Annotated in this window: 15 protein-coding genes; 12 read left to right on the top strand and 3 right to left on the bottom strand. The window is 33.6% G+C overall.

Going from position 1 to position 15,570, the window contains the following annotated elements:
* Positions 1-65 precede the first annotated feature (65 nt).
* From hemE to FHS04_RS03690, 11 genes are all read left to right on the top strand, one after another.
* Positions 66-1,091, top strand: a complete 1,026-nt coding sequence (gene hemE, locus FHS04_RS03740; protein ID WP_027879207.1) for a uroporphyrinogen decarboxylase — start codon at positions 66-68, stop codon at positions 1,089-1,091.
* A gap of 178 nt (positions 1,092-1,269) precedes the next feature.
* Positions 1,270-2,019: an EI24 domain-containing protein gene (locus FHS04_RS03735; RefSeq protein WP_106680595.1), complete on the top strand. Its 750-nt coding sequence runs from the start codon at positions 1,270-1,272 to the stop codon at positions 2,017-2,019.
* A 1-nt stretch (position 2,020) separates the two neighbouring features.
* Complete coding sequence (locus FHS04_RS03730; RefSeq protein ID WP_106680597.1) at positions 2,021-2,560, top strand: GNAT family N-acetyltransferase; 540 nt, start codon at positions 2,021-2,023, stop codon at positions 2,558-2,560.
* Positions 2,550-3,452, top strand: coding sequence for an oxygen-dependent coproporphyrinogen oxidase (hemF, locus tag FHS04_RS03725; RefSeq protein ID WP_106680599.1), 903 nt, complete (start codon positions 2,550-2,552; stop codon positions 3,450-3,452). Before FHS04_RS03730 ends, hemF begins: the two co-directional genes overlap by 11 nt.
* A gap of 3 nt (positions 3,453-3,455) precedes the next feature.
* Entirely contained in the window at positions 3,456-3,821 is a 366-nt protein-coding gene (locus FHS04_RS03720) for a YchJ family protein (protein ID WP_106680601.1), read from the top strand.
* A 34-nt stretch (positions 3,822-3,855) separates the two neighbouring features.
* Positions 3,856-4,845: a porphobilinogen synthase gene (gene hemB, locus FHS04_RS03715; RefSeq protein WP_106680603.1), complete on the top strand. Its 990-nt coding sequence runs from the start codon at positions 3,856-3,858 to the stop codon at positions 4,843-4,845.
* A gap of 30 nt (positions 4,846-4,875) precedes the next feature.
* Entirely contained in the window at positions 4,876-5,988 is a 1,113-nt protein-coding gene (locus FHS04_RS03710) for a CNNM domain-containing protein (protein WP_106680605.1), read from the top strand.
* The gene (locus FHS04_RS03705; protein WP_106680607.1) at positions 5,988-6,461 is read left to right on the top strand and encodes a methylated-DNA--[protein]-cysteine S-methyltransferase; all 474 of its coding nucleotides are present in this window, start codon (positions 5,988-5,990) and stop codon (positions 6,459-6,461) included. Before FHS04_RS03710 ends, FHS04_RS03705 begins: the two co-directional genes overlap by 1 nt.
* Entirely contained in the window at positions 6,461-6,991 is a 531-nt protein-coding gene (locus FHS04_RS03700) for a DUF4442 domain-containing protein (protein WP_036227042.1), read from the top strand. Before FHS04_RS03705 ends, FHS04_RS03700 begins: the two co-directional genes overlap by 1 nt.
* A gap of 40 nt (positions 6,992-7,031) precedes the next feature.
* Positions 7,032-8,186 (top strand): serine hydrolase domain-containing protein, encoded by a 1,155-nt coding sequence (locus FHS04_RS03695; RefSeq protein ID WP_106680609.1) that lies wholly within the window; start codon positions 7,032-7,034, stop codon positions 8,184-8,186.
* Positions 8,187-8,201: 15 nt separating this feature from the next.
* Positions 8,202-8,915 (top strand): 3'-5' exonuclease, encoded by a 714-nt coding sequence (locus tag FHS04_RS03690; RefSeq protein WP_106680611.1) that lies wholly within the window; start codon positions 8,202-8,204, stop codon positions 8,913-8,915.
* Between the two features lie 152 nt (positions 8,916-9,067).
* On the opposite strand, the gene FHS04_RS14395 is transcribed toward FHS04_RS03690, so the two are convergent.
* Complete coding sequence (locus tag FHS04_RS14395) at positions 9,068-11,926, bottom strand: GEVED domain-containing protein (RefSeq protein WP_317044640.1); 2,859 nt, start codon at positions 11,924-11,926, stop codon at positions 9,068-9,070.
* Between the two features lie 170 nt (positions 11,927-12,096).
* On the opposite strand from FHS04_RS14395, the gene FHS04_RS03675 reads away from it, so the two are divergent.
* Positions 12,097-13,785 (top strand): ABC transporter ATP-binding protein, encoded by a 1,689-nt coding sequence (locus FHS04_RS03675; RefSeq protein ID WP_106680613.1) that lies wholly within the window; start codon positions 12,097-12,099, stop codon positions 13,783-13,785.
* Between the two features lie 303 nt (positions 13,786-14,088).
* Here the strand turns inward: FHS04_RS03675 and FHS04_RS03670 are convergent, their stop codons facing one another.
* Complete coding sequence (locus FHS04_RS03670) at positions 14,089-14,742, bottom strand: 3-oxoacid CoA-transferase subunit B (RefSeq protein WP_106680615.1); 654 nt, start codon at positions 14,740-14,742, stop codon at positions 14,089-14,091.
* Positions 14,743-14,792: 50 nt separating this feature from the next.
* A complete protein-coding gene (locus tag FHS04_RS03665) occupies positions 14,793-15,494 on the bottom strand; it encodes a CoA transferase subunit A (protein WP_106680617.1) in 702 nt (233 codons plus the stop codon).
* Positions 15,495-15,570: the final 76 nt, after the last annotated feature.

The following is a 15,570-nucleotide window of genomic DNA, read 5'->3' as shown; positions in this document are numbered from 1 at the left end:
TCAGGAATCCATAAAAATGAAATATTAATTAAATAGGTTCCTGCTTTCGCAGGAATGACAAAAATATGATTAAGAACGATTTATTTTTAAGAGCATTAAAAGGAGAAACCGTAGAACGTCCACCAGTATGGATGATGCGTCAAGCAGGTCGTTACCTTCCTGAATTTATGGAAATTAAAGCCAAATACGATTTCTTTACACGTTGTCAAACACCAGAATTAGCAAGCGAAATTACCGTACAACCTATACGTCGTTACGGTATGGATGCAGCTATTTTATTTAGTGATATTTTGGTAATTCCTCAAGCCATGAATATTGAGGTACAAATGAAGCCTAATTTTGGTCCCTATTTACCAAATCCAATACGCACACAACAAGATGTAGACAATGTAATTGTACCAGATGTTACAGAAGCTTTAGACTACGTTTACCAAGCCATAAAAGCAACCAAAGAAAAACTTAATGACGAGATTCCGTTAATAGGTTTTGCAGGTTCACCATGGACAATCTTATGCTACTGTGTACAGGGACAAGGCAGTAAAAACTTTGATAAAGCCAAAAAATTCTGTTTTACAAATCCAGTTGCAGCGCATCAAATGCTTCAAAAGATAACAGATACAACCATTGCTTACTTAAAAGAAAAAGTAAAAGCAGGTTGTAACGCTGTGCAAGTATTTGATTCTTGGGGCGGAATGCTTTCTCCTGAAGATTATCAAGAGTTTTCATGGAAATACATTCAACAAATCATAGATGCCTTAAAAGACGATGCTCCAGTAATTGCATTTGGTAAAGGTTGTTGGTTTGCTTTAGACGTTATGGCAAAATCTGGCGCATCTGCTTTAGGTGTAGATTGGACGTGCTCACCAAGAAACGCGCGTTATTTAACTGGCAATAACATTACTTTACAAGGTAATTTTGATCCAACACGATTATATTCTTCACCAGAAAAAATTAAAACTATGGTGACAGATATGATTAACCAGTTTGGAAAAGACAAATACATCGTTAATTTAGGTCATGGTATTTTACCAGACATACCTTTAGAAAACGCAAAAGCATTTATAGATGCTGTAAAAAACTATAAAGCTTAAAATTTTTAAGGCGTTACCTACTTTTTTAGTAACATTTAGTCATAAATTTCAACTAATAGACGTAAAAAAGTAGGTCGCGCTTTCACTACTCGCTCTCTGCGAGGAGCTCAAACAAACCGTTCAATCGCTAACGTGTCAAGGAGAGCGTAGTCAAAGCACAACTTTTTAAACTAAAGTTATGATAAAACACATACTACAAGGGTTACAAGGTTATGCAGGAGCTTTTGGCTTAATTTCAAAATTAAAACTCTGGAAATATTTTTTCATTCCCATCATCATTAGCTTTGTAACAGCAGTAATTATTAGTATTTCAGCTTACGGATTATCAGATAACATTGGAAATTTTATTGCAAAAATATGGTTTTGGGATTGGGGAAAAGAAACCTTTACAACCGTTTCTTCTTTTATTGGTGGTTTTGTAGTTGTTGCTTTAGGCTTAATTCTTTACAGACATATCATTATGGCACTTTCTGCACCATTTATGAGTCCAGTTTCAGAAAAAATTGAAGCACATTTAACAGGCATCCAAAAACACCAACATCGTAACACATCGTTTTCAGAGCAATTATCAAGAGGTATCAAAATAAACCTAAGAAATTTAACTAGAGAATTATTACTAACCATACCAATATTATTAATTAGTTTTATTCCTGTAATTGGCATAGTATCAAGTATATTACTATTTTTAACACAAGCCTACTATGCTGGTTTTGGTAATATGGATTACACCTTAGAAAGACATTTTAAGTATAACGAAAGTATAAGTTTTGTCAGACGTTATCGCGGTATTGCAATAGGTAATGGTATTGTTTTTATGCTACTACTTTTAATCCCTATTTTTGGTATCATACTAGTATTACCTTTGTCTGTTACAGCTGCGTCTTTAAAAACTGTACAAGTGATTAATGCCGAAAAATTAAGCCATTAAAATGAATTTAAGATTTGACAACTTTGAAATCAATCCAATCCATAACGGTGACGCTTGGAAATTATGCGATTTTATGGTTGCAAATCAAGATAGGTTAAAACGCTATTTTCCTAAAACATTAGCTCAAAATTTAACTCCAACGTTATCTCAATTATTTGTCGACAAAAAAGTAAAACAGTTTAATAATAAAGAAGAATTTCTATTTACAATAAAACAATCTGAGTCAAGAGAATTAGCAGGTATTACCTATATAAAAGAGCTAAATTGGGATACAAAACAAGGGGAATTTGCCTACTGCATTGGTTATCCATTTGAAGGAAAAAACATTACCTCTAAAGCTGTTAAATGTTTAAGCGAATTTGCATTTAATCAATTACATTTAAACACCTTACAAATTATAGTTCATAAAGATAATATTGGAAGCGTAAAAGTCGCCGAGAATACTAATTTTAAATGGATTAAAACTTTAAAAAACGAATTTACTCCAAATGGCGAAAAGCCATTAGACATGGAATTATACGAATTACATAATGAAACATAAATTTTACCAATACATACAAGACTTACAAAACACAATTACTGCTGGCTTAGAGGCTATAGACGGAAAAGCCAAATTTGAAGAAGATATTTGGGTTAGACCAGAAGGTGGCGGCGGACGTACACGCGTAATCCAAAACGGAAATGTGTTTGAAAAAGGTGGCGTCAATATTTCTGGTGTACACGGTAAATTACCAGATAGTATGCAAAAGTATTTTGGTGTAGAAGATGCCGATTTTTTTGCATGTGGTTTAAGTCTTGTTATTCACCCAAAAAGTCCAATGGTGCCAACGGTACACGCTAATTGGCGCTATTTTGAAATGTATGACCAAGACGGAAATATTGTAGACCAATGGTTTGGCGGCGGACAAGATTTAACGCCTTATTACCTTTTTGAAGAAGATGCGAAACATTTTCATCAAGTGTGTAAAACAGCTTGCGATAAACACAATCCAGAGTTTTATCCAAAATACAAAGCCCGTTGCGACGAGTATTTTTATAATACACATCGTAACGAAGCACGAGGAATTGGTGGATTATTTTTTGACTATTGCAAAGCAACAGAAGAAATGAGCATGGAAAACTGGTACAATTTTGTAACCGAAGTTGGTAATAGTTTCCTTGAAGCTTATCTCCCTATAGTAGAAAAACGTAAAGAATTACCTTACACAAAAGTACAACGCGATTGGCAAGAAATACGTCGTGGTCGTTATGTCGAATTTAATTTAGTACATGATAAAGGGACTTTGTTTGGCTTAAAAACAAACGGACGTATAGAAAGTATTTTAATGAGTCTTCCGCCACATGTACAATGGGTTTACGACCATAATCCAGAAGACGGTAGTGACGAAGCTAAATTGTTAGACGTACTAAAAAACCCTAAAAACTGGGTATAATTTATGGATTGCTATTGCGGATCACAAAAGTCCTATAAAGAGTGCTGCGAAATCTTTCATAAAAATGGAGGTAAAACAGAAACAGCAGAACAATTAATGCGTTCAAGATATTCTGCTTTTGTATTGGCAAATGGCGATTACCTAATGCAAACACATCATAAAAGTACAAGACCTACAAAAGACAAGAAAAATATCGAAAAATGGGCAAAATCTGTTCAATGGATAAAATTAGAAGTATTAGAAACTACTGTAAATACAGTAAAATTTAATGCGTTTTTTTTTGAAAACGGAAAACCAGATGTTATCCACGAAAATTCTAAATTTGTAAAAGAAAATAACCATTGGTATTATCTAGGTTTTGCAAAATAAATCATTTAAGTAAACACTTAAAAAACATAATTACATGTATCCTTTAAGAAGAAACAGAAGACTAAGAACTAACGAGGCTATAAGAAGCTTAGTTAGAGAAACCATTATATCTCCAAACGATTTTTTAGTACCACTTTTTGTAGTAGAAGGTAAAGGCGTAAAAGAAGAAATTGCTTCTATGCCAAACTACTATCGCTACAGCTTAGATTTATTAGAAAATGAAGTCGAAGAACTATGGAAGTTAGGCTTAAAATCGGTATTGCTATTTGTAAAAGTACCCGACAACTTAAAAGACAATAAAGGGACAGAAGCTTTAAATCCAGATGGACTAATGCAGCGCGCTATCAAAACTGTAAAAAACGCATGTCCAAACATGTTAGTAATGACAGATGTGGCTTTAGATCCATTTTCGTCTTACGGTCATGATGGTATTGTAGACAACGGGCAAATTATTAATGATGATACTGCTGAAGTTTTAGCAGAAATGAGCGTCTCTCATGCAGAAGCTGGTGCAGATTTTGTTGCGCCAAGCGATATGATGGATGGACGTATTTTAACCATTCGTGAAGCTTTGGAAGACGAAGGTTTTATCAACACTGGTATCATGAGTTATTCTGCTAAATATGCATCTGCTTTTTATGGACCATTTCGTGATGCGTTAGACTCTGCTCCTGTAGATATGGTTGATGTACCAAAGGATAAAAAAACGTACCAAATGGATTATGCAAACCGTTTTGAAGCCATAAGAGAAACCGAAATGGATATAGACGAAGGTGCAGATATTGTCATGGTAAAACCAGGATTATGCTACCTAGATATTGTAAGAGAAATTAAAAACGAAGTCGATGTTCCTGTTGCAGTATATCAAGTTTCTGGTGAGTATGCCATGCTTAAAGCTGCTGCCGAAAAAGGTTGGCTAGATCACGATGCTGTAATGCTAGAACAAGTTACAGCAATAAAACGTGCTGGCGCAGACATCATTGCAAGTTACTTTGCTAAAGATGTTGTAAAATTATTATCGTAACTTAGCATAAACTAAAATCAAAAACAACCTATGGGATTACTCCTATTTTACGCTTTTATATCTATTTTCTTTTCGTTTTTATGCTCTATTTTAGAAGCTGTTTTACTTAGTATTACGCCAACATTTATTAATGTAAAAAAACAAGAAGGTAAACATTATGCTGAAGATTTAGAATCATTAAAAAAAGACGTAGATCGTCCGTTAATAGCCATTTTAACACTTAACACTATTGCACATACAGTTGGAGCAATATTAGTTGGTGTACAAGCAAAAGCAGCATATGCAGAACTTTATGGCACTGAAGCAAAAACTATTTTAGGTGTAAGTTTTACAGAAGATTTAATGGTTGGTGTTGTATCATCAATCATGACGGTTTTAATATTAGTTGCATCAGAGATTATCCCAAAAACCATAGGCGCAACGTATTGGAAAAAGTTAGCTAACTTTACTACAAAAGCGCTTCATATTTTAATATTTCCGCTAAAATGGACAGGTATTTTATGGATTTTACAACTTACTACAAAGTTAATTGGTGGTAAAGGTCATCATGGTAGCGTACTAAGTCGTGAAGACTTTCATGCGATGACAGATATGGCTCACGAAGAAGGTGTATTTCAAGAAAACGAAAGTAAAATCATAAAAAATCTTTTAACTTTTAAGGATGTAATGGCTAAAGATGTTATGACGCCTAGAACAGTTATAAAAACTGAAAGTGATACCACATCTGTAGAAGACTTTTTCAAGAAAAACCTAAACCTTCGTTTTTCAAGAATTCCTATTTATACCGATGCAGAAGATAACATTAAAGGATTAGTTTTAAAAGACGAAATCTTTAAAGAAATGGCTTTAGGTAATGGCACAAAAAAGCTAGCAGATTTAAGAAGAGATATTATAATTGTTCAAAGAAATTTACCAATACCAACCCTTTTTGAAAAACTAGTAGAAACTAGAAACCACATGGCTTTAGTAGTTGACGAATACGGAAGTGTAAGTGGTTTAGTAACTATGGAAGACGTTATAGAAACGCTTTTAGGACTTGAAATTATGGACGAAAGTGATAACGTTTCAGATCTTCAACATTTAGCAAGAAAAAGTTGGGAAGCACGTGCTAAAAAACTAGGAATTATAGAAAACGAAAATTAATGGAAACCTGCTACATCAATTCGCCTTTAGGAGTCACTAAAATCGAAGGTGATGTAGATGGTATAATGTCTATTTCGGTATTAAATTCTAATGAAAAACTAACCGATATCATTCCAGAACTCTTACAAGACTGCGTTTATCAACTTAACGAGTATTTTGAAGGTAAACGACAAACCTTCAGTTTAAAATTAAATCCGCAAGGCACAAATTTTCAACAAAAAGTTTGGAACGCTTTGCAAACTATTCCTTACGGTACAACAACCACTTACCTAAAATTATCACAACAATTGGGCGATGTAAAAGCTATTAGAGCTGTTGCAAACGCCAATGGTAAAAATCCGCTATGGATTGTTATTCCGTGTCATCGCGTTATTGGCAGTGATGGAAGTTTAACAGGTTATGCTGGTGGATTGCACCGTAAACAATGGTTGTTAGAGCATGAAAGTCCTTACAAACAACAAACTTTATTTTAATGTATAAAACAGCGACACAGATTCTAACACGTTTTTTAAAACCTTCAACCATTTACAAATATGGTTTTAATTGGTCGCCAATGTATAGACGTACTACTGCAAAAATAATTTCAGTAAGTGATAATTTACATTACGTAAAAATCAAAATGTCTTTAAATTGGAAAAACCGAAATTATGCTGGTTCTATATTTGGAGGAAGCATGCTTGCAGCAACAGATCCAATTTATATGATACAACTAATTCAAATACTTGGTAACGATTACGTTGTTTGGGATAAAGCTGTTACTGCACGATATAAACGACCAGGAAAAGGGACAATTTATGGCGAATTTATTTTTGATAAAAATGAAATCCTTGATTTAAAATCACAACTACAACAAACACCTCAAATAGACATTATAAAAACCATGCAATTAGTGAATGATAAAGGAGACACGATTGCCGAATTTGATAAAACTTTATACATCGCTACAAAGACGTTTTACAAAGAAAAAATTGCGTCAAGAAACGCAAAGAAAAAAACTAACTAGAATTTATTTATATTTAATTTTTCTAAACTAACTTTCTAAAATGAGAATCTTAAAAAAAACTTTAAAAGTAATAATCAAACTTTTTGCACTAATAATTGCAACCCTTTACATTACCGATACAGACTATTTAATAAAAGCAGTACGCACCATCTATCTACGTGGTTATACTACTGCATTTTTAGATGATTATAAGCGTTTTGACAATGCAACAATAGATATTAGCCAACCTCAACCATGGACTAATCATAAAGACTATAATACTGTTAAACCTACCAAAAAGCTTGAGGAAATAAACAAACAAAATAAAACTATAGCTTACGTTATTATAAAAAATGACAGCATTTGGTTTGAGAAATACTATGATGGCTATGATGAAAACTCAAAATCAAACTCATTCTCTATGGCAAAAAGCTATGTATCTGCTATGTTAGGTAAAGCTATTATGGAAGGTCATATAAAAAGTCTAGATCAACCAGTTTGTGATTTTTTACCAGCTTTTTGCGATGGTAAAGCAGCGCAAATGACGGTTGGAGATTTATCTTCAATGAGTTCTGGAACCAATTGGGACGAAGCTTACTACTCGCCTTTATCCATCACTACACGTGCTTATTTTGATGACGATTTAGCAAAAGTAATCAATGGTTTAAAGGTTGTTAATCAACCAGGACAAGCCTTTAAATACGCAAGTGGTGACACACAAATGCTAGCTATGGTTATAGAAAAAGCAACAGGTAAAAAACTATACGACTATTTAGAAGAAAGCTTTTGGAAACCTTTAGGTAGCGAAAACCAAACCCTTTGGCAATTAGACAGCGAAGCACATGATTTAGTAAAAGCCTATTGCTGTATTGCTAGCAATGCTAAAGATTTTGCACGTTTAGGAAAACTATACAAAGACCATGGTAAATGGAATGGACAACAAGTCTTAGATTCGGCATTTATAGCAAAATCGGTAACACCTAGATTTAAAGAAAGTCCAGAATACGGTTACGGTTGGTGGTTAAAAAAGGTAGGAGACAAATCCTTTTTTATGATGCGCGGTCATTTAGGTCAATATGTTATTGTAGAGCCAGAAGACAACGTAATTATTGTTAGACTTGGGCACAGTAAAGGACCTGGTGACGCTTTAGCTACTTTTACACCAGATATTTCAACATATATAGAAGAAGCTTATAAAATGCTAGATGAAAACTAATTAATAACCTTAGTAATGATTAGCAAACTAAACCTAGAACACATATTATTTTTAGATATTGAAACCGTTCCTGAAACTCAGCATTTTTCTGATTTAGATACTACTAAACAAGCTCTTTGGGAACACAAATCGCAATACCAACGTAAAGACGATTTTTCCGCTGAAGAATTTTATGAACGTGCAGGTATTTGGGCTGAGTTTGGTAAAATTATATGTATTTCGGTTGGATATTTTAAAATTCATGGTGATACAAGAGTGTTTAGAACAACTTCTTTTTTTGGTGAAGAACGTCAACTTTTACAGGATTTTAAAAACCTGCTTACTACACATTTTAGTCACGCAAAACATTTACTTTGTGCGCATAATGGAAAGGAATTTGACTTCCCGTACATTGCAAGACGTATGATTATAAATAATATAGAGTTACCATATAAACTTAACCTTTTTGGTAAAAAACCTTGGGAAGTACCTCATCTAGATACTTTAGAATTATGGAAGTTTGGCGACTATAAAACCTTTACTTCTCTTAAATTATTGACTAATGTTTTAGGTATACCTTCTCCAAAAGATGATATAGATGGTAGTGAAGTATGCAGAGTGTATTACGAAGAAAACAATATTGACAGAATAATTACCTATTGCGAAAAAGATACTATAGCTGTAGCACAAGTGTTATTGCGCTTAAGAGGCGATAGTTTATTAGAAGAAGACGAAATACTTCATGTTTAAAATCTTTATTCAAATTTAAAGTTGTCAGGTCGAGCGTAGTCAAGACCTAACTCTTTTTAATTCTAAACCACATTTGAGGTAACTGAAAATAAAAAATCCAGAGTTTTCACTCTGGATTTTCAAGTTTAATGGTTGGCTGGTTAGTTAAGGGATTATTCTTTTATAAATCTTTTGATTTTGGTTTTTTCGCCAATGTTCAATTGTAAAATATAAACTCCACTATTAAACTTAGAAACATCTATACTAGACTTGTAATTACCTTTTAGTACTGTTTGTCCTAGCATATTTTTAATTTCAAAACTTTGTGCTTCAAAACCAACTAAATCTATGTTAAGTATTTGCTTAACAGGGTTTGGATATAGTTTAAACTGCTTATCAAAATCATCCTTTGTAGTTACTATGCTAGTAAATGTTTTAACGTTATTTGTTAAACAGAAATTAGTCGTTTCATTACTTGTAAACGATCCACCAGAAGCTAAAACAGCACCTGTATCTGTATTTGTTAATGTGTACGATCCATTTCCGTATGAACAGCAAATACCATCTCCGTAAGCATCTGTAATTGTAAAGTTATAACAACCATCTTCTAAACATCCAATAGGAATATTTAAAGTAGATCCATCTGCTTGTGATCCATAAGTACCGCCAGACGCAACTGTTTGACCAGAATTGTTGGTTAATGTCCAAGCGGTTTCTTCTGGATAGTTATCAAAAGTAATTGATAATGTTACATTAGAACAACCTGCATTACCGCCACCAGAAGTAGATAGGTTAACAGCATCTACAGCCATATCGCCTTGCCAAGTTGTACCAGTTACACCATTAAAACGTAATTGAACAGTACCACCAACATAAGCACTTAAATCAACAGTAGCTGTTTGCCAAGAATTACCTTGGTTACCAGATTGGTTCCAAACATTAGTCCAGCTTGCGCCATTATTATCACTTGCTTGTAAAGCTAAACTTCCCATAGAAGTTGCACCGTACATATGATAATCAAAACTAAAAGTTGCTTGAGATTCTGCACTTAAATCAAAACAAGGTGAGTTTAAAATCGCTCTTTTTGTCGAGTAATTAGGTGAAGAAGATTCCATATACACATAATACGTACCAGCACTTGCGCTAGATGGTCCAGTGTTACTAGAAGGTGTTCCGTTGGCATCAACAGTCCAGTTAAAGTCATCTGATGTTGATTGCGTCCAAGCACCTAAAGTATTTTCAAAACTTTCAGAATAAGGGAATGCACTAATACCGTCAGAACAAGATCCTGTTGTTGGTTGTGTAACAATTATTGTTCTTGTTACTTGTGAAGCAGCGTTTCCTGCTGAGTCACTAACATTATAAAATCTTGTGTATGTTCCTGCTGTGTCTGTATTAACAGTTCCTGTTATGACAATGTTTGAAGAAATGTCTCCATCTTCATTATCTGTAGCAGTTGCGCCTAATTCAGTATAAGTATCTCCAACTTCTAAATTAATTGTAGATGCTCCAGTTAATGTAATTACTGGTGGCGTTGTATCTGGTGTTCCTGTTATAATGTTAACCGTATAATCTTCAACTTGACCATAAGAAAAAGCCTCACAAGATGTTGGTATACCGTTATATTTCATAGAAACTCTCATTCTTGTTGCTCCGTTAGTTGCAGATGCTGGTACTGTAAAGCTTCCGCTAACTGGTGAATTTTGTGTTGCTGCATTGGTCCAAACTTGCTCACCAGAATCTGTAAAATCGCCATCTTGGTTGTAATCAATCCATACAGAATAACCTTCTGCATAAGTAGTTCCTGTCCAAGTTGGAGTTACTGTTACCGTATAACCAGAACCTTTAGATAAGTCTGTAGAAATACTTGTAAAATCTGAATACGTTTGAGCTCCTGATGTATTATCTATACTTGCTAATTGTACTCTAGAAATATATTCGTCATTAACATTATTTCCTTGTGATGCACAATATTGTGGACCAGTTTGGCAAGGCGCGCAAGAACCGCCACAGTCAACACCTGTTTCGTCTCCATTTTGTACACCATCGTTACATGTTGGTTGTGGCGCTGCACCACATTTATCTGATAAAGCAAGACTTCTTCTTACTCCGCCAGCTTCTAAAACAGCACGCATACGATTTTTTTGACCTTGCGTGAATAAGTTCATACAAGAATCGTCTGAGTAATCCATATAATTTTGTGGCATATCTGTAGATCCACAAGACGTTTGTCCTGTTGGACATCCATAATTAGCGGTTTGGTGTGTTGGTGTGTCACTTACAAAATCGTTACCACAATTAGAATCTCCCCAAATGTGTCTTAAGTTTAAGTAATGACCTACCTCATGAGTTGTTGTTCTACCACCATCAAAAGGTGCAGAAACACTACCTACACGACCAAAATAATTATATGCCATCACAACACCATCTGTTGCAGCATTACCACCTGGAAACTGTGCGTATCCTAAAATAGTATTACCGTTACTTGTCATTCTTGGTACAATCCACATATTAAGATATTCACTAGTATTCCAAGGATCTACTCCGCCAGTAGAAGAACGTTTCATATCATCACTTGTTCCCCAATCTTGTCTAGTTACTTGCTTTCTAGTAATACCAGTTGTAGCATTTCCGTTAGGATCTACAGTTACTAGACAGAATTGAATCTCTGTATCTGCAGCTTGCGACCAAGTGTTATCTGCATCTGGATTTGTCCTTCTAAAATCTTCGTTTAATACATCTAACTGAGATTGTATTTGAGCTACACTAATGTTTTCTGTAGAGTTTCGATACAAAACATGTACTACAACAGGTATGGTTATTACACTACCATCTACCCTATTGGTATTGTTTTGCATTTGCTGTACTTTTGTTTTAGTAAATGCCTCTATTTGAGCCATTCTTTGCTCAAGTTTTGGGTTTTGTTGTTTTCTGTACTCTAAATTTTCCATTGTTGCACAATGACGTTTTTGTGCAAAGGAGAAAGCCACAAAAAACAAACCTAAAATAGTTAAGGTAATTTTGTTTTTCATATTTAATGTTTAAAAAAATAGTTAATATTTTATGAATATATTAACAATTACATTAAATACACAACAATAAACTAAAATTATAATCAAATAACTTACCAAAAAATTATATAAGACTTTACTTACGGTTTTAACCGTATTGCATTGAAAGAATTTGATTACTTTTACCTTAAATGAGCAAAAATTTACTTCAAATAAAAAACCTCTCTATTGGCTTTAAATCTGATAAAGAATTAAAACCAATTATTAAAAATATTTCATACGACATCTTTGAAAATGAAATTGTTGGTGTTGTTGGCGAATCAGGTTCTGGAAAATCTGTTTCTTCTTTAGCAATAATGGGACTATTACCTAAAAAAATAAGTCAAATAACTTCAGGAGAAATTGTTTTTAATAAAACAGAATTAACATCTCTTAATTACAAACAATTACAAAATATAAGAGGTAACGAGATTGCCATGATTTTTCAAGAACCTATGAGTTCTTTAAATCCATCTATGCGTTGCGGTAAACAAGTCGAGGAAATTTTATTTAAACACACATCATTAAACAAAAAGGAAGTTAAAGCAGAAGTGATTTCACTTTTTGAAAAAGTAAAACTACCAGATCCAAATCGTGCTTACTCAGCCTATCCTCATGAAATTTCTGGTGGACAAAAACAGCGTGTCATGATTGCTATGGCTATTGCCTGCAAACCTAAATTATTAATTGCAGACGAGCCAACAACAGCATTAGATGTTACCGTACAAAAAGATATTATTTTATTATTGAAAGAACTTCAGCAGGACACAAAAATGAGCATTTTATTTATTACTCATGATTTGTCTTTAATTTCTGAAATTGCGCAACGTGTGTTAGTGATGTATCAAGGTGAAATTGTAGAACAAAACAAAACCAATCTTATTTTTAAACATCCAGAAAACGAATACACCAAAGCACTTATTAAAGCTAGACCTTCTTTAAAAGAAAGGCTTAAACGTCTACCAACCATAAAAGATGTCATGCAAAAGACGGTTTCTAAAGAAACTATTACTGCCGAATTGAGAGCCAAAACACACAAGGAAATCTATAGTAAAGCTCCTATTCTTGAAGTTGTTAATTTAGAAAAAGAGTACATTTCTAAATCAGGTCTTTTCTCTAAACCAGAAAGTTTCAAAGCAGTTAACAACGTGAGTTTTAAATTATATGAAGGCGAAACTTTAGGCTTGGTTGGCGAATCTGGTTGCGGTAAATCTACCTTAGGAAACGCTATTTTATTGCTTAACAGACCAACATCAGGTCACATTTTTTATAAAGGAAAGGATATTACAATTCTTAATAAAGCTGAAGAAAAAGTATTACGTAAAGACATTCAAATTATTTTTCAAGATCCATTTGCTTCTTTAAATCCGCGTTTAACCGTTGGAGAAGCAATTATGGAACCTATGCAAGTACATAAGCTTTACAACTCAAAATCTGAAAGAAAGGAAAAAGCAATAGACATTTTAAACCGTGTAGGCTTAGATGAAAGTGCTTTTAACCGTTATCCACATGAGTTTTCTGGCGGACAACGCCAGCGTATTGGTATAGCACGTACAGTTGCGCTTCAACCAAAACTAATTGTTTGTGACGAGTCTGTTTCTGCATTAGATATTTCTGTGCAAGCACAAGTTTTAAATCTTCTTAATGAACTAAAAGAAAACTTTGGCTTTACCTATATTTTTATTTCTCATGATTTAGCAGTTGTTAAATACATGAGTGATCAATTATTAGTTATGAATAAGGGTAAAATTGAAGAACTAGATGATGCAGATGCCATTTATGAATCTCCTAAGAAAGAGTACACAAAAAAATTAATAGAAGCTATCCCTAAAGGATTATAGCATAAATAGTTTTTTGGTAAGTACTAAAAGATTTTTAGTTAATCTAAATGTATTTTTTAAACCAACATAAACTTTGCTTATATAATTTGTAGGTTGTTCAGGTAGGTTTGAAGCGTAATACATAAGCAAAAGTTTATGGTAGATTTGGGATATCTATTTGGTATAATTTGGGATTACTAATATGAGATTTATTTTAATTAAATCGGTTTAAAAACATAAAATTTCGATGAAATGCGTTATTTTTTAACATTTCATCGAAATTTTATAAATATTCGTGTTATTTTTCTTACAAAAAAATATTATCTAAATATCCATTTCTGGTATATCTCCATTAATAATTAATGTGCCTTCTGTAGCATTTTTAATATCTTCAACTGAAACTCCTGGAGCACGTTCTAATAGTTTAAACCCTTGGTCTGTTACTTCTAAAACAGCCATATTAGTTACTATTTTTTTAACGCAACCAACACCTGTTAATGGTAAAGAGCATTTTTTAAGAAGTTTAGACTCTCCTGCTCTATTGGTATGCATCATAGCAACAATAATATTTTCTGCACTAGCTACAAGATCCATTGCTCCTCCCATACCTTTTACCATTTTTCCTGGTATTTTCCAGTTTGCAATATCTCCATTTTCCGCCACTTCCATTGCGCCTAAAATGGTTAAGTGTACGTGTTGACCACGAATCATAGAAAAACTCATGGCGCTATCAAAAAAACTAGCTCCTGGTAAGGTTGTTATGGTTTGTTTTCCTGCATTGATTATATCTGCATCTTCTTCACCTTCAAAAGGAAATGGTCCCATACCAAGCACTCCGTTTTCACTTTGAAATTCTACCTCAATATCGTCTCTTACAAAATTAGCCACTAAAGTTGGTATACCAATACCAAGGTTAACGTAATAACCATCTTTAACTTCTTTTGCAATGCGTTTTGCTATTCCGTTTTTATCTAACATTTTATTTAGTTTAAGGTTGTGGTTTATAAAACTATAAGCCTTATAAACATTTAATTTTTTGGTCTTACTGTACGTTGCTCTATACGCTTTTCAAAAGTTTCTCCTTTAAAGATACGTTGCACAAAAATACCTGGTATATGTATTTGATTAGGATCTAATTCTCCTGCCGGTACTAATTCTTCTACCTCAGCTACGGTAATTTTTGCTGCGCCACACATTACTGGATTAAAATTACGTGCTGTCCCTTTAAATATTAGGTTTCCTGCTTCGTCACCTTTCCAAGCTTTTATAAAAGCAAAGTCTGCTTTAAAGGCATGTTCTAAGACATACATTTTACCATCAAATTCTCTGGTTTCTTTACCTTCTGCAACTTCGGTACCATAACCTGCTGGTGTATAAATAGCAGGAAAACCAGCTTGAGCTGCTCGGCATCTTTCGGCTAATGTCCCTTGTGGAATAAGTTCTACGTCTAATTCTCCAGACAGCATTTGTCTTTCAAATTCGTCGTTTTCTCCTACGTAAGAAGATACCATTTTTTTAATTTGCTTTTTTTGAAGTAATAGCCCTAAGCCAAAATCGTCTACTCCTGCATTATTAGAAATACATGTTACGTTTTTTACGTTTCGTTTTACCAATTCTGCTATTGCATTTTCAGGAATTCCGCTTAACCCAAAACCACCTAACATAAAAGTCATGTTATCTTCGACACCATCTAAAGCTTCCTGAACTGTATTAACGGTTTTTTTTATCATCATTTAGTTTTTTAGTGGTTTAAATTTAAGAATAAAAAAAACCATTCTGAAAAGAATGGCTTTTAAAATTTATCGT

Origin of the sequence: Mesoflavibacter zeaxanthinifaciens subsp. sabulilitoris, assembly GCF_014191595.1 — a bacterium.
Classification (GTDB): Bacteria; Bacteroidota; Bacteroidia; order Flavobacteriales; family Flavobacteriaceae; genus Mesoflavibacter; species Mesoflavibacter zeaxanthinifaciens.
Note: the sequence above shows the minus strand (reverse complement) of the source record. Positions and strands in the feature narration are given on the sequence as shown.

Bases quoted from the DNA above. Each gene is read 5' to 3' on its own strand.
- hemB (WP_106680603.1), top strand. From the start codon at position 3,856: ATGTATCCTTTAAGAAGAAACAGAAGACTAAGAACTAACGAGGCTATA.
- FHS04_RS03690 (WP_106680611.1), top strand. From the start codon at position 8,202: ATGATTAGCAAACTAAACCTAGAACACATATTATTTTTAGATATTGAA.
- FHS04_RS03670 (WP_106680615.1), bottom strand. From the start codon at position 14,742: ATGTTAGATAAAAACGGAATAGCAAAACGCATTGCAAAAGAAGTTAAA.
- FHS04_RS03730 (WP_106680597.1), top strand. From the start codon at position 2,021: ATGAATTTAAGATTTGACAACTTTGAAATCAATCCAATCCATAACGGT.
- hemF (WP_106680599.1), top strand. From the start codon at position 2,550: ATGAAACATAAATTTTACCAATACATACAAGACTTACAAAACACAATT.
- FHS04_RS03735 (WP_106680595.1), top strand. From the start codon at position 1,270: ATGATAAAACACATACTACAAGGGTTACAAGGTTATGCAGGAGCTTTT.
- FHS04_RS03700 (WP_036227042.1), top strand. From the start codon at position 6,461: ATGTATAAAACAGCGACACAGATTCTAACACGTTTTTTAAAACCTTCA.
- FHS04_RS03675 (WP_106680613.1), top strand. From the start codon at position 12,097: ATGAGCAAAAATTTACTTCAAATAAAAAACCTCTCTATTGGCTTTAAA.
- FHS04_RS14395 (WP_317044640.1), bottom strand. From the start codon at position 11,926: ATGAAAAACAAAATTACCTTAACTATTTTAGGTTTGTTTTTTGTGGCT.
- FHS04_RS03720 (WP_106680601.1), top strand. From the start codon at position 3,456: ATGGATTGCTATTGCGGATCACAAAAGTCCTATAAAGAGTGCTGCGAA.
- FHS04_RS03695 (WP_106680609.1), top strand. From the start codon at position 7,032: ATGAGAATCTTAAAAAAAACTTTAAAAGTAATAATCAAACTTTTTGCA.
- hemE (WP_027879207.1), top strand. From the start codon at position 66: ATGATTAAGAACGATTTATTTTTAAGAGCATTAAAAGGAGAAACCGTA.
- FHS04_RS03705 (WP_106680607.1), top strand. From the start codon at position 5,988: ATGGAAACCTGCTACATCAATTCGCCTTTAGGAGTCACTAAAATCGAA.
- FHS04_RS03665 (WP_106680617.1), bottom strand. From the start codon at position 15,494: ATGATAAAAAAAACCGTTAATACAGTTCAGGAAGCTTTAGATGGTGTC.
- FHS04_RS03710 (WP_106680605.1), top strand. From the start codon at position 4,876: ATGGGATTACTCCTATTTTACGCTTTTATATCTATTTTCTTTTCGTTT.